Origin of the sequence: Aeromonas sp. FDAARGOS 1408 (assembly GCF_019048665.1) — a bacterium.
Taxonomy (GTDB): Bacteria; Pseudomonadota; Gammaproteobacteria; order Enterobacterales; family Aeromonadaceae; genus Aeromonas; species Aeromonas dhakensis.
The window spans coordinates 485739-502390 of record NZ_CP077394.1 but is presented as its reverse complement, the minus strand read 5'-3'; the positions used below and the strand labels follow the sequence as shown (position 1 = coordinate 502390).

At 58.9% G+C, this 16652-nt stretch carries 14 protein-coding genes, 1 tRNA gene and 1 pseudogene; 2 read left to right on the top strand and 14 right to left on the bottom strand.

Features of this window, described 5'->3' with window-relative positions:
• Positions 1-57: 57 nt before the first annotated feature.
• Positions 58-1728: an acetolactate synthase AlsS gene (gene alsS, locus I6L38_RS02595; protein WP_216989123.1), complete on the bottom strand. Its 1671-nt coding sequence runs from the start codon at positions 1726-1728 to the stop codon at positions 58-60.
• Positions 1729-1755: 27 nt separating this feature from the next.
• A complete protein-coding gene (gene budA / locus I6L38_RS02590; RefSeq protein ID WP_043171093.1) occupies positions 1756-2535 on the bottom strand; it encodes an acetolactate decarboxylase in 780 nt (259 codons plus the stop codon).
• 109 nt (positions 2536-2644) lie between these two features.
• Between budA and I6L38_RS02585 the strand changes: the two genes are divergently transcribed.
• The gene (locus tag I6L38_RS02585; protein ID WP_065018142.1) at positions 2645-3529 is read left to right on the top strand and encodes a LysR family transcriptional regulator; all 885 of its coding nucleotides are present in this window, start codon (positions 2645-2647) and stop codon (positions 3527-3529) included.
• A gap of 128 nt (positions 3530-3657) precedes the next feature.
• Here the strand turns inward: I6L38_RS02585 and I6L38_RS02580 are convergent, their stop codons facing one another.
• The 10 genes and pseudogenes from I6L38_RS02580 to I6L38_RS02545 form a co-directional block, all read right to left on the bottom strand.
• Positions 3658-4359: a DUF2931 family protein gene (locus I6L38_RS02580; RefSeq protein WP_043171091.1), complete on the bottom strand. Its 702-nt coding sequence runs from the start codon at positions 4357-4359 to the stop codon at positions 3658-3660.
• A 187-nt stretch (positions 4360-4546) separates the two neighbouring features.
• A complete protein-coding gene (locus tag I6L38_RS02575) occupies positions 4547-5245 on the bottom strand; it encodes a DUF2931 family protein (RefSeq protein WP_043171090.1) in 699 nt (232 codons plus the stop codon).
• Positions 5245-7197 carry a DUF2235 domain-containing protein gene (locus I6L38_RS02570; protein WP_043171089.1) on the bottom strand — a complete coding sequence of 651 codons (1953 nt, stop codon included), beginning with the start codon at positions 7195-7197 and terminating at the stop codon, positions 5245-5247. The genes I6L38_RS02575 and I6L38_RS02570 overlap by 1 nt, the downstream gene beginning before the upstream one ends.
• A complete protein-coding gene (locus I6L38_RS02565) occupies positions 7197-7997 on the bottom strand; it encodes a DUF4123 domain-containing protein (RefSeq protein WP_043171088.1) in 801 nt (266 codons plus the stop codon). The genes I6L38_RS02570 and I6L38_RS02565 overlap by 1 nt, the downstream gene beginning before the upstream one ends.
• A complete protein-coding gene (locus I6L38_RS22565) occupies positions 7994-8674 on the bottom strand; it encodes an ADP-ribosyltransferase (RefSeq protein ID WP_226014520.1) in 681 nt (226 codons plus the stop codon). The genes I6L38_RS02565 and I6L38_RS22565 overlap by 4 nt, the downstream gene beginning before the upstream one ends.
• Positions 8675-8845: 171 nt before the next feature.
• A pseudogene (locus I6L38_RS02560) lies at positions 8846-10777 on the bottom strand (type VI secretion system tip protein VgrG); the annotation flags it as partial.
• Positions 10778-10787: 10 nt separating this feature from the next.
• Positions 10788-11027 (bottom strand): hypothetical protein, encoded by a 240-nt coding sequence (locus I6L38_RS22560; RefSeq protein WP_226009464.1) that lies wholly within the window; start codon positions 11025-11027, stop codon positions 10788-10790.
• A 186-nt stretch (positions 11028-11213) separates the two neighbouring features.
• Positions 11214-11732, bottom strand: coding sequence for a type VI secretion system effector Hcp1 (hcp1, locus tag I6L38_RS02555; RefSeq protein ID WP_010634822.1), 519 nt, complete (start codon positions 11730-11732; stop codon positions 11214-11216).
• Between the two features lie 230 nt (positions 11733-11962).
• Complete coding sequence (locus tag I6L38_RS02550; RefSeq protein WP_042009218.1) at positions 11963-12733, bottom strand: LuxR family transcriptional regulator; 771 nt, start codon at positions 12731-12733, stop codon at positions 11963-11965.
• Positions 12734-13297: 564 nt separating this feature from the next.
• A tRNA-Ser gene (locus I6L38_RS02545) sits at positions 13298-13385 on the bottom strand.
• 198 nt (positions 13386-13583) lie between these two features.
• Between I6L38_RS02545 and I6L38_RS02540 the strand changes: the two genes are divergently transcribed.
• Positions 13584-14333: a DsbA family protein gene (locus I6L38_RS02540; protein WP_043171086.1), complete on the top strand. Its 750-nt coding sequence runs from the start codon at positions 13584-13586 to the stop codon at positions 14331-14333.
• Positions 14334-14506: 173 nt separating this feature from the next.
• Here the strand turns inward: I6L38_RS02540 and galE are convergent, their stop codons facing one another.
• Positions 14507-15532 (bottom strand): UDP-glucose 4-epimerase GalE, encoded by a 1026-nt coding sequence (gene galE, locus I6L38_RS02535; protein ID WP_201885090.1) that lies wholly within the window; start codon positions 15530-15532, stop codon positions 14507-14509.
• A gap of 83 nt (positions 15533-15615) precedes the next feature.
• Complete coding sequence (locus I6L38_RS02530; RefSeq protein WP_201885091.1) at positions 15616-16635, bottom strand: hybrid-cluster NAD(P)-dependent oxidoreductase; 1020 nt, start codon at positions 16633-16635, stop codon at positions 15616-15618.
• Positions 16636-16652 lie beyond the last annotated feature (17 nt).

Genomic DNA, 16652 nt, shown 5'->3' with positions numbered 1-16652 from the left:
GCAAGGGGCGCTCTGCTTTGAGGCGAACTGCAAGCAGTCTGCCGGTTAAGCTCCAACTTAACTGAGCATTTCGGGCCTGAGCTGCTCCATCAGCAGGTGGTTGTCGCTGTAATCCACCGGGATGGCCACCACCGCCGGCCCGCTCACCGCCATGGCGGCGCGCAGGGTCGCCCGCAGATCCTCGGCACAGGTGACGGCAAACCCGGCCGCCCCGAACGACTCGGCATAGGCCTTGAAGTTGATGGGGCCGAAACTCACCCCTGAGCTGCGGTTGTACTTTTTCTCCTCCTGCATCGCCACCATGTTGTAGCCGTTATCGACCCAGATGATGTGCACTATGTTGGACTTGAGCCGCACCGCGGTCTCCAGCTCCATGCTCGACTGCATGAAGCTGCCGTCACCGGACACCGAGATGATCTTCTCCCCCGGGCGCACCATGGCAGCCCCGATGGCCCAGGGCAGCGCCACCCCCATGGTCTGCTGACCGTTGGAGATGAGCACCTGGCGGGCCCGGAAGCTGTAGAGGTAGCGGGCAATCCAGATGTGGAAGCTGCCCATGTCCACGCACAGGGTCATGTCCTGCCCGATGATGTCCTGCAGCTCCTTGACGATGCGCAGCGGATGGATGGGGGTGCCCCCCAGCCGGCCGGCATGTTCGGCGAGTTGATGGCGCTGGGCGCGGATCTCGCCGAGTAGGGCAGTAATGGCCGGGTCCCGCGCCAGCGGCTGATGCAGCATCCGGGTCAGCCGCGCCAGGTTGGCGCTGATGGAGCCCACCAGCTCCACCGCCGGGCAGTAGCTGCTGTCGATCTCCGCCGGCAGCGCATCGATGTGCAGCAACTGGCGCTCGCCGGTGTCGTTCCACAACACGGGATCGTATTCGATGGGGCTGTAGCCGATGCAGATCACCAGATCCGCATCCTGCAGCAGCTTGTCCCCCGGCTGGTTGTTGAACAGCCCCACCCGTCCGGCGAAGTCATCGAAATGGTGGGTATCCACCACCCCCGCCGCCTGATAGGTACCGGTCACCGGCAACCGGCTCTTGTCGAGGAAGGCGCGCACCGCGAGAGAGTTCTCCGGCCGGCTGGCCAGCAGGCCGAGCAATACCACCGGCTTGCGAGCCCGCGCCAGCAGGCTCAGCGCCCGATCGATGCCGCTCTCGTCGGCCGCTCCCGGCTCCGGGATGGCGCTCGGCACCAGGATGGCGCCGTCGGTCGGCTCGTTGATGATGTCCATCGGCAGGCTGACGAAGGCCGCCCCGGGCCGCCCCAGCTCGGCGCTGCGAAAGGCGTTGGCCATCACCTCGGAGAGGGCGGAGCCGGTGCCCACCTGGGCGCTGAACTTGGTGACCGGCCGGCACAGGCTGACGGTATCCAGGCTCTGGTGGGTCAGCTTGAGGCCATCGGCCCGCCGCACGGCACCGCCCAGCGCCACCATGGCATCCCCTTCCGAGGTGGCGGTGGCAAGGCCCGTGATGAGGTTGGCGCAACCCGGGCCCGAGGTCACCAGCGCCACTCCGGCCTTGCCGGTCAGCCGGCCGACGGCGGCAGCCATGAAAGCGGCATTCGCTTCGTGACGCACCACTATGGTTTCGATGGAAGAGTCCTCCAGCGCATCGAATACTCTGTCTATCTTGGCCCCGGGAATGCCGAATACCTGCTTGACCCCCTGCGCCTCCAGATGGCGCACCACCAGTTCGGCCCCACAGGCCCAGTGTTGATTTTCCATGATGTCACTCCTTGTTAAGCGAAGGGCTCAGCCTTCGGCGGCGCGGATGGCGCGGTCCAGATCGGCGGGATTGAGGTCGGCCTGCTGAAAGGCCGGATTGCGAGGCAGCTCGATGTTGAGGTGTTGCACCACCGACAGCTGCAGCTGGCCGTGGCCCATGGCGTAGTCGAGGATATGGCCGCCGCCCCGACGATCCTCGGTAATGAAGTGCTCGTGATAGCCCGCCACATTGATCCCCTGCACGAAGGGCGGGCAACGAAAACCGACCAGGGTGCCGCGCCGCTGGCTGAACGAGAACAGTGGCTGGGCCTCGATGGCCTCCAGCATGGGCTTGTAGGGGGGATGCTGGCAGGGCACGGTGCGCACCTGCGCCTGCTCGAACAGGCCGTCGAGCCGAAAGGCGACGAAGACGTTGTCGGTGCCCACCAACCTGTCCACCCACTGGTGGATCTCCTCGCGGCTCAGGGGATGATCGAAGCGGCGCTGCAGGCAGGGGCGAAAGTGGGTCATCACCGCAAACGGGGTCTTCTGCTCGGCCTTGGCCGGACGGGCCGAGCCGTCAGCCTTGAGCTGGTGGATCTGGCGCTCGAACGCAATCAGCTCGCCGTCGAGCCGGTTGAAGGTCCCGAGGCCGAAGTCACCGTGGCGCAACAGGTCGGCCATGGTGGTCTCCCCCTCATAAACCCCCGCCAGCAGTGCGCTCATCAGGGAACTCTGGTAGACCTCGCCGCCCCCCTGGCGAGCCTGCCAGCGAGCAAACTGCTGGCTGATCTCGATGGCGCAGTCACATGATGAATTGGTTTCCATTTGGATTTCACCTCCAATCCTGTTAGGTTGGCAAATCAGGATTCAATAGTGACCAAGATCACAATTTGATACCAATATCCAAACCCATCAGCTTCGAGACGTACCAGATATGGAATTCCGTTACCTGCGCTACCTGGTGGCCGTGGCAGACAAACAGAGCTTCACCCGCGCCGCCGAGGCGCTGGGCATGGCCCAGCCGCCGCTCAGCCAGCAGATCCGCAAATTCGAACAGGAGGTGGGCACGCCGCTGTTTCACCGGCTGACCCGCAGTGTGGAGCTGACCGAGGCGGGGCTGAGCCTCTATCAGGATGCCAAGGGGATACTGGCGCAGACCGAGCAGGCCATGCAGAAGGCCAGACGCATTGCTCGCGGCCAGCTGGGTTCGCTGCGCCTCGGCTTTGCCGGTTCCACCGTGCTGCACCCGAGCGTGTTGCAACTCATCCACGACTTTCGCCAGGCCTGGCCGGAGGTCAGCCTGCACCCCATCGAGAACAGCATGCCCAACCTGGTGCGCGACCTAGTGAGCGAGGAGCTGGATGCCGCCATCCTGCGCCTGCCCTGCAGCAGCAGCTCGGCACTGGCCCACCACCTCATCGACGAGGAGGAGATGCTGATCGCCCTCCCCCTGCACCATCCGCTGGCCGGCAGTGGCGCCATCCCCATCGAGGCGCTGGCACAGGATCCCTTCATCCTGTTCCCCCGCGAGCTCGGACCCGGGCTGCACGACGCCATCACCCAGCGCTGCCAGCGGGCCGGCTTCAGCCCCCGCCTCGGCAGCCAGAGCCCGCAGGTGATCTCTACCGTCGGCATGGTGCAGGCCGGCTTCGGGGTCGCCATCATCCCGCGCTCGGTCAGCGAGCTGCACCCCCACGGCGTCAGCTATCACCCCATCGCCGCCGAACCGCTCACCACCCGCATCAGCCTCGCCACCCGCCGCCATCCCCGTCAAAAAAGCCTGCAGCATCTGATTGGGCTGATCCCCGGCCACCATTGAAAGACAAACAAAAACCCCCATCGGCATAAGCTGATGGGGGCATTAGGGCTGTATTGCACTGTGTAAAAATATTGGCCCACTGAGTAATTCAACTCACCTTTATCGCTGGCCAAGATGAAACAGAATCGTTATTCAGCCACAGGATTCACATCGGTGACGGGTTGGGCTGCACGGTGGGCATCCATGATGGGAGCCCAATCCATTCCATTAGGAACTGGGTATTGCTTGAATAGCTCACCATATTTCTTGTCGAAATCATCCATACCATATTGGCGTGCTATCGGTACTTTCTGGTCATACCAATCATCGGTCACAACTTCGGCAATACCACGGGCGAGCAGTAGATCAGGGCTGAGTTGTAATCCCCCCCCGGTTAACATGACTTCGAAATAACCACCAGGAGCCAAACCAAAATAGAGGCGATTTCGTCTATCGTAACGTCCTTCGACTAAATACACCTGACGCATTTTTTGCTCTAGATCGGTAGGTAAATCCACCTTGATGCGGTAGCGCTTGCGATCATGGAAGGAAACCAACTCAATCACAGCTTTATCGGGGATGGAAACGCCATCGGTAGGCAGGCCTCCACCGCCCGCCCAATAATAACGATGTCCCTTGATTCTGTCGGTAAATAAACCTCCAGCCCCGCCTCCAGCCAAGCTGTCGGCATAAACCAGTTTCCCTCCAAGATAGAACTCCGTCTTGGTGTTCTTAGTAAGGTCTATATTGCTGCCCGAACCATAACGCCAAGCAAATTTAGGCAAAGGTTGTGGCGCCGCATTGGTCATCAATGACAGGCAGAACCACAACAATACAACGATATATTTCATCTTTTTGTTGGTACTTCCTGCTCTAGATGGAAGAGACTCATGCTCTCGAGCACCTTCATATTGTCAATATATCGGCGGCGCATGTCTTGGCGAAGCGCTTCAATCTCCTCTGGCGTGAGCTGTCGCGGGAAGATATCTGGTGATGTTGGCTTGGTACCCTTAGCCGGCACTTTCAACCTCCATGGTATTACCTTACTGGGTCGGTATCCGTCTTGGGTTGGGCGGTACGATAGGCATCCATGATAGGTGCCCAGTCCATACCACTGGGGGTAGGATACTGTTGATAGGCATCACCGTATGCTTTATCAAAATCGTCAAACCACTCTTTGTATACTTTGGTGACAGGATTTTCCTTGTCTTGCGAGGTTTGAATTTCGTTAGCAATCCCCCTGGCCAGCAAGATATCAGGCTTCACTTTGGCGTTGGTTAAAAACGCCTCCACATAACCACCGGTGGCCATACCTAAGCCAATGTTATCTCGGCGTACTTCACGCGACTCATCCCTCACTTTGATGCGATAAGGTTGCGCAATCATGCGTTCCAGCTCTGCTGGCAAGGCCAGGCTAATGCGATAGCGCTTTTTATCGTGGAATGAAATCCACTCCACTTCTACCCGATCGGGGGCGGGGTGAATATCTCGGCGACCAGCAGTTATCAACCAGCGATAGTCCCTTGCACGAAGTGATTCTGCATCAACGCGACTCGACGATCCGTTGGTTGAGGCATCTACCAATTGTCCCTGACGATAAAAAAGCACCTCCGTCACCCATATTTCATCAGCATTGGATCCTACCATATGGCGCCAGTCCAGTTGTTTGGGGCCTGTGGGAGCTGCTTGACAGGCTGCGACTAATGGCAACAGCAGCAGTAAGAGTATCCAGCGCATTAATAACCTCCCTTATCATTGCCAGTCAGCTTACGGATTTCTTTGTCACCAACCCTGTTGGGTGTGTTTACCAGTCCAGTGTCAGCGCTGTAGTGCAAATAACTTAGCCGCAACTTTTGGTACAGCTCGCCAGGTAAACTACGAGCCAAGTTGATCACCTCTCCGCGCCGTTTGGCCACATCAACCCATAGCTCATCGAGTTTGGCCAAGTTCACTGTGGGATACGAAAGTGCGCTATCCAAACGGTAGGCATTGTCACCTTGTGATATCCACGTCTTAAAAGGCACACCTGCATCCCGCGCCGCTTCTACCATCATGTGCAGCGGTATACGTGAATATTCCCCCTCCACCACCCGGTGCAGCACCACATCGACGCAGATGTTCCTATGGCCCCCTGATTGACTGCCCGTGATCGGCCCCAGTGGCCTAGGACGCACATTCAAATAGCCAAGTTGAGTTGTATCACGATGGCTAGCTAGGGACACAACGCCTTTGCCCCAGCCTTGTCCAGCCCGCATTTTGGCATAGGCAAGGGCATCTCGATATGATTGGGCATCGGTTGGATTGACGTATGGCATCGCATCGGAATTGAAAGTTGCGATCACACACTTTTCTGTAATTAACGGGGATACCGCATTAGGATCACGCAGGCTCCAGCGGCTGTAATAGCCTCCACCAATATCGGAGTGAGCGCCAGGAATAATGACCTCGGTAAAACCGTCCGCAATCGCGGTGCCTGCTGCATCGTCAGTGATACGGGTCAAGTCAAAGTGATAACGCCACTCATCAGCCGCCACGATATGCACCACCCGCTCGGCACAGTCAGGGGCCAGCGTCACATTACGTTTACCCCACAGATAGGAACTGACCACGGTATCAAACAACCCGACAAACTGAATACGCACATCATCGCGACTGGCCCAGTCAAAGCCCGCCTTCAAGGGAATATCGGGGTCAGCAGCCATGGCCTCCACCAGTGGGTGGTCCCCTTTCTTATCGATACGGTTTACAAACTGGCGAGCAGCAGAGGCGCCCCGGCTAAAGCCAAACACATCGAACTCGACCTTATGAATGCACTCAATAGTGGGCAATATGCTTTCAAGTTGTTCTTTTATCTCCGCAACAATCTGAGTACGACAAGCCTGTTCGACACGTGAGGCGCTGGAGGTATTACCTTTATCCGCACCAAGACCCAAGCTGGTATCATCCTCACCTTGGGTCGTGCCTATCCCCTCAACATAAACCTTCACGATAGGAGAGCGTTTGCTTGGGGGAAGATACAAGTCATGAGCTTTGCCAACATTGGTGACGTCGTTTTTCTCGCTGTTATTCAAGCCATCAGGTAACGCCCCTTCAAAACACTGTTCCAGCAATACTTGTTGCTCTTCCGGGCTGCATTGCGCCAAGGCTGTCTCCAATGCACTTTTCCCTTCCCTGTGCTTGAAGGTGTTGTTGGCCGTGCCATCAAAGAACACACCGATACGCAGGATATTCAGCCGATACCCCTTCACCTCAATCACGTAGGAGTGCTTGGTGAAAAAACGGGGAGGCTGGGCTTGTCCTGACTGATGCCCTTTCGGCAGTGGCTGTTCTGGCTCGGTGAGACAAAGGTCACCGGTGGTCACCTTGATATGCTCTCGTTTGACGTCGCAGTGCCCGAATAACTTGTCTGTATAGGCGGGTACCTGTGTAGTCTCACCCTCCTTGAGGGCCTCACGGGACTGCGCCGCCTTGAGCCAAGCTGGCGTCTCGATTTTTACTGTCACCGGACCAACTGCAAAACCTCGCACCAGAGTGGGTCCATCCTTCAGGGTGACTGTCTCTGACTTGCCGGTTTCGTCAGTCAAAGTGGCCTTGAGCCCCTTGAACGAACGGTTGTGCTCATCGCGAATGTCTACCTCTACCCAGTTATCATAACGTTCGCAAGGGATACAGTGGGGATCTGCCGCCATCAGGATGCTCCTGTCAATTCGTGATGTTTGTTCAGCCAGTTGGCTACCTGAACCAGTTCATCGTCGGTCAGCATCAATGGCCCCCGTATCTCTTCAAGAGCCAGATTGGCCTGCAAGGCCAAGGCGCCAGCCACCACACCATCGAGCACATCCTCTTGCAGCCCATCCTGATTGGCCAGTTTGAGTGTGGGTAAAATGGTCCCGGCCGGGTCAGGATGGCGCTCCATCATAGCCGTCATGGTCTGCCATAACCGCCGCCGCAAGATGTAGGCATGACGGTTCTCGTCGTAGAGTCCAGCCAGATGATGAGGCCGGATATGAAACCAGGGGGTTTGCAATGCGGGTTGGAACCGGGCATGAGGCGTGCGAGCGAAGGCCTTGCCATGGATCCAGAGCCCGGAACAGGGCCCCAGCACACTATCGCGTTCATCAGGGGTCATGGCGCTGAGCATGGGCAGGAAAATGCGTGGGTCAGAGAAACGAAACCAGACTGCTTCTCCCTCGCGTATCGCTTCTATCAGACTCTGCCAATGGCGGCGGATCAGCTCCACTGATTGGTCGCTGATCAGGTAGAAGCCGCTCAGAGCGGGATTGGCCATCATGAACTCAGTGGAAGGGGCAGGCAGCAACCAAGGCCCCAACGCAGAGTGCTCATCGAAAGCGGTACCGGCAAAAAGTGGATTGGCATTCTCTCCATCATAGGTATAGAAATCCGCCACGGCTGACTCTGCCTGGGCTCCATCGATGACGGCATACCTCTCACCCGCTTGCTCGCCAGCGAGCCAATCAAATAACGTCATAATACGGAAACCTCAATCAGTCGCTTGATCCTGCTGCGGTTATCCGATGCATTGTCAGAGGTTGGGATCGTATTGAGCAAGGTATCGAAATCACCGCTCGTGGAGGAAACTACTCGATCGACCCTTAGCCTGGTCTGCGTCGGAAACAGCATCTCAGCTTCGCCCTTGAAGTGCGCAGCGTCTCCCAGCAGACGGCCACCATGACCGGCAGGCAAGCGGATCTTCAACAAGGTATCGTTGACCCAGGCCTTGTCCGGTGAGGTACTCATGAATCCTGGCTCAACAACGATATTGCCCACCCCGGTGAACTGCTCTTTCAGGGCTGCAAGCTCCGGCTTGTCCAGCGCCAGCCCCCGGTAGACGAAAGACAACTCAGGTGAGGCCGGCAATTTGGCCAGACCAGCCTCCACATCGGCAACATAGGCCTTCATTGCCTTATCAAATTCACCCGTAGATGTCGGCTCATCATTCAAATAGCTGCGACTAAGCAGGGTATCGATGGCCTCTCGCTGCTTGTAGGGGCGATCACGCAAATAGTTATTGAGCAATGTGTACCCCTGCGCCGAATAGTATCTGAGTGCTTCATCCGCTTTGGATATCTCTACCGTCGCCCACTTCTTTGCCGGCTTTTTGCCTTCCCCTTTGACCGCAACAGGTGGCGGCGGCGGTGGCACCATTGGGCCTCCGGAAAGCTGGGGTGGAGCGGGCGGTGGAGCCGGTGGCCCCCCGGCAGGCGGAGGGGGCACAGGTGGCGGGGCTGCTGGACAAGGCTTGGCCAGCGGCGCCATGGACTCCATGCTCTTGTGGATGGCCGGGGCTGGTAACGTTGCTGGTGGTGGTGTTGGCACCTCGACATTACCTGGTAGAACGGGAGCCTTGCCATCCCAGCCGGAACCTGAACCCGGACTGCCGCCCGAGTTCATCTTGATGGAGCCGCCACTGAGGGTAACGCCGCTGGCATCGAGCTTCACAAAGCTGCCGCCCACCTTGAGGGTGAGCTCGGCCCCTGCCTCCATCACTATCTTCATGCCCGCCTTGTGGTGTACCTCGGAGCCCGCCTCCACCAGCAGGGACTGCCCCAACTTCTGGTGCAGGCTGGCATCGACCGTCAGTGAGTAGTCGGCCTTTATCTGGTCGCGCTTCTCACCCTCCACCGTCAGGTGGTCGTTGGCCTTGATGCGGGTCACCCGCTCATTGTCGATGTCACGATGCTCGTCGTGTTTGATATGCCAGGCCGCGTCGTTCTCGATAAGCACATTCAGGTCTTTCTGGCCGTGGATGTAAACCTCTTCCTGCCCCGCCAGGTCCTCAAAGCGCAGTTCGTTGAAACCCTCACCCTGGTGGGTCTCGGTACGCAGCACGGTGCGGGTCTTGTTGGCCGGTAACTCATACGGCGGCCGGTTGGTGGCGTGATAGGTGCGACCCGTCACGATGGGCTGATCCGGGTCCCCTTCAAGGAAACTCACGATAACCTCGTGGCCGATGCGCGGGATGGCCATCATGCCGTATTGACCACCCGCCCAACCTTGCGATACTCGCACCCAGCAGGAGCTCTGGTCGTTGCTCGACCCGTAGCGGTCCCACGGGAACTGCAGCTTGACCCGGCCGTGCTCGTCGCAGTAAATCTCCTCCCCTTCGGGGCCCACCACCATGGCGATTTGCGGGCCATCCACCATCGGCTTGTGGGGTGCTTCCGGGCTGCCGATGCGCGCTCGCCAGGTGGTGCTGGCTTTCACCACCCCGAACTCGTTGTGGTAGACGGTGGGGCCGCTGCCCCCCTCCTCTTCCAGCGCCTGCGGCTGCAAGCCGGTGTGCTGGATGCGCACGATTTGCCAATCGGTGTTGAGGCTGCCGTTGGGGTGTTCGGTGAGGGAAAACGTCTGCCCCGGCTGCAAGGCGGCGCAGTTGGACTTAGCCTGGCCCGCCACCGCATCGTTGCGCAGCGCATCGAGCCTGTGCTGGGCAAAGGCCTTGCCGCTCGGGTCTTCTTTATAGCGACCTGGAAAATCGAAGTGCTGGTAGGTGTCGCGCTGATGCTCGAGCTCTGCGCCCTGTTTCTTGTGGGAGAGACCGTAGGCGGGGGTCTTGAAGCTGTAGTCCTTGAGCTCCACATCCGAGGGGCGTACCACCTCCCGGTAGTGGAACTGGCGCACATAGGGGCCTTGCTCCAGCGAGCGGTTACCGAGGTTGAAGAAGAGCTCGGGGCCGGCGGTCAGGGCGGCTGCGTCGTCGGCAAACACGATGCGGTGCTTGCCCGCTTCAAACTCGTGGAAGTAGAACATCCCCTCTTCGGCAGCGAGGCGGTTCACGAAATCGAGATCGCTCTCCCGATACTGAACGCAGTATTCCCTCTTGGCGTGCTCGTTTTTCAGCGCAAACGCATAGTCGGTGATGCCGTGCTCTTGCAACAGGATGCTGAGGATTTCATCGGGCTTTTGCGCCTGGAAGATGCGGGAGTTCTGGCGAAGTGACAGCCGCCACAGCGCCGGCTGCACCAGAAGCTGATAGCGGGTCCGGCGAAAACCGCTGTCACCCTGCGCGAAGTCACTGACCACCCCGCACACCCGCCGCTGCGGCTCGCCGTTGTACCACACCAGCAACTCGCACGGCTGGTCCAGCACGGCGCCAAAGTCGATGTCGGGCTGGGCGCTTGCCAGCTCCAGGCGCAGGTTGAACGGGCGGTTGAGCGCCTCATCCAGTGCAAACTCCGCCACCACGAAGGTGCTCTCGGGCAGGGCCCCCACCTTGACGGTAAATTGTAATCCTGTGCTGTCTGCCATGAAGCGCTCCTTAACCTGCCTGTCCGCTGCCCGAGCCAATCACCACGCCAATGACGGTGCCAGTCACAGTGATGGGGTGGCCGCCACACCGTAAAGTACGCAGGCGACCAGAGATGCTGTGCGGACGGAGGGAATTGTCGGATTTATCGTAAGGGGCCAGCGGCTTGCCATCGATTCTGGCAACTGTCGATGGGGGAATCCCATCCTGATCGGTGAGCATGTCACCGGACGATGCAATGGTGGAACACATGATGACTGGCCTCTGTTGTGCTTTGCAATAAGGTCGGCTCGCAGCCATATGGCAAAACACAAAAGCTCCGACCGCATCCAGCTGAACGGGTCGGAGAAAGCTTGCACTGGCCTGACGACAGCTGACACTGCCATCACCAGGCCATGGGGTGCACTACAAGGAATAACGGCAATCAGAGATCGAGAATTAGGCCTCGATCGGTGCGCGCCAGTCATCCGCACCGGAAGTACCGGCAACAGTGTGCTCCCAGTCAATCTTGCGATAGGCCAGAGAGACCTGGATCAGCTGGGTGAAGTCAGACTTTGCCGGATCCTGGCAGTGCGGCATCTGGCAGTCGATGTCGACGATGGTGGCATCGGTCAGCACGGTAGAGAAGAAGTGCTCCTGCTTGCCCTCGACGGAGGTGCGGTACCACTTCAGGGTCACTTTCGGCAGCATCTCGCCGGAGGCCAGGGAGTTGTACATCAGCGGCACGGCTTTGTTCAGGGCCACGGTGAACTTGAACGGCTTGTGGACACGCTGACCAGCAGGCTGACCGGATTGCGGATCGGTCGGTACGGTGACGACGTGCTGGAACTCTTGTACCAGCATCTCGTCTTCGTGGCCCTGCACGAAGATGTTGCCGACGGAATCGGAAGTGAAGGCACCGGCGGTGATATTGCCCTGGGTTTTACCTTCGATGCTGATATAACATGGAGTTGGCATGAGTATGCTCCTGATTGGTTGAACGGTAATGACACTCGACCGAACCAGTTAGCAGCGACCATGCCACTCTTTTTTATCCATATTTTTCAAAGCATTAACTAACAATCAAGCAAGCCGGCCTGATGCGTGGCGCAAAAAGTTGCAACCAGCAGGTTATTGCACCATAAATTCTTGCACATGCAGTGGAACATCTTGCCATCTACGCAACGAGTTGCTTGCCACAAACAGAATCACTGCTCCTCATCCACATTGGCCACCAGCGCCATCTCCACGTTCAACCTGACCATCCCCTGTTTCAATGCCCATGAGATGGCCTGGCTCTTGCTGCTCGCCCCCAGCTTGTTGACCACATTGTTCAGATGAAACGTCACGGTACGGGGCGTGATCCCGAGGATCTGGGCAATATCGCTCACCTGCTTGCCCTCCGCCGCCCAGCGACACACCTCCAGCTCCCGCAAACTCAACGCATCGTGCGGTGACTGCCCCGCCAGACAGACCCGGGCCACCGCCTCAAAGATATGCATGGAGAGCCAGCTGATAAAGGGCACCGCAGAGAGCCATTGCTGGCTGGTACGAGGCGTACTGGTAATAAAGGAGAGCAGGCCGACATGGCCGTTGGCACCGTGCCAGGGCAGGGTGATACCGTCGCGAATGCCGTACTCGCTGGCCAGCTGCATCACCTCCCGGCCCTGTTCATTACAACGCTCATCATCGTTCACCACATCGGCCCAGAGAATGGGCGTGCTTCTGGTCATGGCGCACTTGACGATGGGGTCGATGGCAAAGAAGCCGCTGCCGGTGTAGGTATCCACCCAGGCCTGTGGGCAACCGTTGAAGATGATGACGTCCGGACGCTGGATGGTGCTGGGGAAGATCAGGGCAAGGCGAAAATAGTCGAATCCCATGCGGCCGCTCAGTTCGCGCAGCAGGGTCACGATGGCGCGCTCGTCAGCCGCCGTCTCGAACTGACCGATAAGCTCCAGCGCGTGCAGGGTATTCATTTCCGGGGTATGAGGATCATGCACAAGATAAGGTGGCCAAACATGGAAACATACTGAATGTTAACAAGCGTCAATAGATGACACACCCCGGCACACAGGAAAATCAGAACTGCCCCACACTTTATGCTATCGAACCGTAATTTTTGTAATGAAATGCTACAGAAGAACAAGATTGTTCCACCAGCGACCAGTCATGACTCCTACGGATGTTAATCATTGCAACATTCGTCATGGCTGACCTCTCACCGGCGGACCAACAGTCCTCTACGCTTCCTGCATCAAGCTGCAGAAGGAGTCCAAGTTGTGGCGGATGAGCCAGCGAGACGGGATCCCCACCGAACTGTGCGAATATCAGGGCCAACGGAGACGATCAAGACGCTGGTTGCCCGGTGATAGTCTCGCAATGAACGCGAGCAAACAGGCAGGAAAATCGCAAGCGTCAGCCTTGGCCAACGGCCTGAAAAACGTGAATAAAGATGGCTTGCCCAGTCAGAGGCGGAATGACAGCGGGGATTTGAATAGCAAAAAGGCCATCCTTTCGGATGGCCTTTTTGGCTCAATAAATGGCGGAGGAGGTGGGATTTGAACCCACGGATGGTCGCCCATCGCCGGTTTTCAAGACCGGTGCATTCAGCCGCTCTGCCACCCCTCCGCGACAGTGCGGCGAATATTACCCATGGCGATTGCCCTTGTAAATCCCCTCGACGCTCGTTTGCCGATTTATTGGGCTAAATGACGCACAAAGCCGTCAATTTGAGCATAACCAGCGCTTTTTCAACCAGATAACTTGACTTGAAAACAGACTCACCCACTATAGTCAGCATCCCGAAATCCCCAGCAAGATGGACTTATGAAAATCAAACATGCCCTGCTTTGTGCCCTGACGGGTGCCACCCTGCTTGCGGCGCCGGTTCAGGCGAGCGAACTGACCAAGAGCGACGTGGAACAGATAGTGCGCGACTATCTGGTCAAGAACCCGGAGATCCTGGTCGAGATGTCCAACGCCCTGCGCGCTAAGCAGGAGAGCCAGCAGGCCGAGAGCGACAAGACCTTGATCAAGGCACATGCCAAGCAGCTCTATAGCAACCAGGACCCGGAAACCGGCAATCCCAAGGGCAGCCTGACCGTGGTCGAATTCTTCGACTACAACTGCGGCTACTGCAAACGCGCCCACCCGCTGATCAAGCAGCTGCTGGCGGAAGACAAGGACATTCGCTACATCTACAAGCAGTTCCCGATCCTGAGCGAGACCTCCTACTTCGCCGCTCGCGCCGCCCTGGCGGTACAGCTGGGTCAGCCCGACAAGTACCAGGCCTTCCACGAGAAGCTGTACGCCCATCAGGGCCCGCTGGCCGACGAAGCACAGGTGAAGCAGCTGGCGGAAGCAGCTGGCGTCAACTGGAGCAAGGTTGAAGCCAAGATCAAGGATGGCAGCATCGATCAGAATCTAGGCACCAACCGGGCGCTGGCCGAAGCCATGAGCATCTCTGGCACCCCGGCCTTCATCATCGGCGATCAGATCCTGCGCGGTGCCCCCCGTGATCTGACCAGCCTGAAAGGCTTCATCAAGGATGTGCGTGCCGGCAAGAGCATTCAGTAATCCCGCTCAGGCACATAAAAAACGCCCCGGCATGCCGGGGCGTTTTGCTATTCAGGCTGCAAACCATCAGGTCTGATGGGCCGTCGCGAGAAGCTGTCAGCAAGGCGAAGAGCAGCACAGGGACCCGGGTTTATATGAATAAATGAGGTTCCCGAGCAGCACATGACCCTTGATCACGGCTTCGCAGCAGGGCCATAACCGTTCGGGTTCTGGCTTTGCCAGCGCCAGGTATCGATCATCATCCGCTCCAGACCGCGCTCGGCCTGCCAGCCCAGCTCGGCACGAGCCTTGTGCGGCTCGGCCCAGCACTCGGCGATGTCGCCGGGGCGACGGGGCTTGATCTGGTAGGGAATGGTACAGCCGCTGGCCGCTTCAAATGCCTTGATCATCTCCAGCACCGAATAGCCCTGACCGGTCCCCAGGTTGTAGGTAAAGACCCCGGTATCCGACGCGATGCGCGCCAGCGCTTTGAGGTGACCGATGGCGAGATCCACCACGTGGATGTAATCGCGCACCCCGGTACCGTCCGGTGTCGGGTAGTCGTTGCCAAACACCCCCAGCTCCTTGAGCTTGCCCACCCCCACCTGACTGATATAGGGCAGCAGGTTGTTGGGAATACCGTTGGGATCTTCCCCGATAAGGCCGCTCTCGTGGGCACCGACCGGGTTGAAGTAGCGCAGCAGCACGATGGCCCAGCGGGGATCGGATTTGGCGAGATCCTGCAGGATCTCCTCCACCATCAGCTTGGAGCGGCCATAAGGGTTGGTGGCGCTGGTGGGGAAATCTTCCCGCAGCGGTACCGAGGCCGGATCGCCGTAGACGGTGGCCGAGGAGCTGAATACCAGCCGGAACACGCCGGCTTTTGCCATCTCTTCACACAGCACCAGGGTGCCGGTGATGTTGTTCTGGTAATAGGTGAGCGGGATCTGGCTCGACTCGCCAACCGCCTTGAGCCCGGCGAAATGGATCACCGACTCGATCTGGTGATCGGCAAACAGCTGTTGCAGGCAAGTCCGATCCAGCACATCCCCTTCGACGAAGATGACCGGCTTGCCGGTGATCTGCTCGACCCGCTTGAGAGACTCGGGGGAGGAGTTGGAGAGGTTGTCCAGCACCACGACCTGTTGCCCGGCGTTCAATAACTCAACCAGGGTGTGGGAGCCGATATAGCCGGCGCCTCCTGTGACCAGAATTGTCATTTTTTATCCCGCGTTCTGTTGAAACTGGGTGGAGTTTACCCGCCCAACCTCAGCAGGAAAAGCATGAGATACCAATGAAGCCATCAATAGTCGATGCTGACATCCCCCCTGACTGTGCAGGAGCAGGCCAGTGCCACCCCACTCTCCAGATCCTGCGGGCTCAAGGTCATCACGCTCTGGCGCTCGATCTCACCTTCCGTGGTACAGCGACAGGCGCCGCATACCCCGGCCCGGCAGGCGGCCATCATGGTCTCCCCCGCCCCCTCCAGCGCCGCCAGCAGGGTCTGCCCCGGCAGTATCTTCACCTTCTTGCCGCTCTTTTTGAGGGTCAGCCAGAAGTGGTCGCTGCCGGCCGCAACTGGCGCCGTGCTCGATGTTGCAGCAGGCAGGCCGAACGACTCCTGGTGCAACTGCGCTGCCGGCAGGCCGAGCCCGGCCAGCATTTCGCTCACTGCCTCCATGTAAGGGGCTGGGCCGCACAGATAGACGTGGCGACTCAATAGATCCGGTGCCAATTCCTTCAACATCTCCGGTGTGAGCCGGCCAACCCAGGGATAAGCCGCCGGCGCCTCTTCCCCAACTTTCTCCAGCACTAAAGCGTGGCGCACACCGGCATGGGTCGCGGCCAGCGCAGCCAGTTCGGCTGCGAAGATCACATCCTCCGGCGAGCGGGCACTGTGAATGAAGCGGATGTCGGCGTCCGGCCGCTTGGCCAGCTCGTCGCGCAGCATGGCCCACATGGGGGTGATGCCGGAGCCGGCGCTCAAGAGCAGCGGCCGCTCGCAGGGCAAGGCCGTCAGATTGAAGTCGCCGAACGGGCCATCCACCCGGATCTCGTCCCCCACCTGCAGGGTCTGGTGCAGATGGTGGGAGACCAGCCCGACATCCTTGATGGTGACCTGCCAGAAAGGGTCCTGCGGGCTGGAGGATAGGGTATAGGCACGGCAGTGGGGCTTGCCGTCAATCTCGGTGTGCAGCGTCACGCACTGGCCGGCCAGCACGGCGGGCAGACTGCCCGTCTGCGGCACGAACTGCCAGCTCGCCACGTCGTGGGTATCCGCCCGGCGGCCGATGCACCTGAGGGTGAGGGAGGTGGAGGTCATCGCAAGGCTCCTCTTGT

Excerpts from the sequence above, each read along its gene's own strand:
- alsS (WP_216989123.1), bottom strand. The coding sequence starts at position 1,728 with ATGGAAAATCAACACTGGGCCTGTGGGGCCGAACTGGTGGTGCGCCAT.
- budA (WP_043171093.1), bottom strand. The coding sequence starts at position 2,535 with ATGGAAACCAATTCATCATGTGACTGCGCCATCGAGATCAGCCAGCAG.
- I6L38_RS02585 (WP_065018142.1), top strand. The coding sequence starts at position 2,645 with ATGGAATTCCGTTACCTGCGCTACCTGGTGGCCGTGGCAGACAAACAG.
- I6L38_RS02580 (WP_043171091.1), bottom strand. The coding sequence starts at position 4,359 with ATGAAATATATCGTTGTATTGTTGTGGTTCTGCCTGTCATTGATGACC.
- I6L38_RS02575 (WP_043171090.1), bottom strand. The coding sequence starts at position 5,245 with ATGCGCTGGATACTCTTACTGCTGCTGTTGCCATTAGTCGCAGCCTGT.
- I6L38_RS02570 (WP_043171089.1), bottom strand. The coding sequence starts at position 7,197 with ATGGCGGCAGATCCCCACTGTATCCCTTGCGAACGTTATGATAACTGG.
- I6L38_RS02565 (WP_043171088.1), bottom strand. The coding sequence starts at position 7,997 with ATGACGTTATTTGATTGGCTCGCTGGCGAGCAAGCGGGTGAGAGGTAT.
- I6L38_RS22565 (WP_226014520.1), bottom strand. The coding sequence starts at position 8,674 with ATGGTGCCACCGCCGCCGCCACCTGTTGCGGTCAAAGGGGAAGGCAAA.
- I6L38_RS22560 (WP_226009464.1), bottom strand. The coding sequence starts at position 11,027 with ATGTGTTCCACCATTGCATCGTCCGGTGACATGCTCACCGATCAGGAT.
- hcp1 (WP_010634822.1), bottom strand. The coding sequence starts at position 11,732 with ATGCCAACTCCATGTTATATCAGCATCGAAGGTAAAACCCAGGGCAAT.
- I6L38_RS02550 (WP_042009218.1), bottom strand. The coding sequence starts at position 12,733 with ATGAATACCCTGCACGCGCTGGAGCTTATCGGTCAGTTCGAGACGGCG.
- I6L38_RS02540 (WP_043171086.1), top strand. The coding sequence starts at position 13,584 with ATGAAAATCAAACATGCCCTGCTTTGTGCCCTGACGGGTGCCACCCTG.
- galE (WP_201885090.1), bottom strand. The coding sequence starts at position 15,532 with ATGACAATTCTGGTCACAGGAGGCGCCGGCTATATCGGCTCCCACACC.
- I6L38_RS02530 (WP_201885091.1), bottom strand. The coding sequence starts at position 16,635 with ATGACCTCCACCTCCCTCACCCTCAGGTGCATCGGCCGCCGGGCGGAT.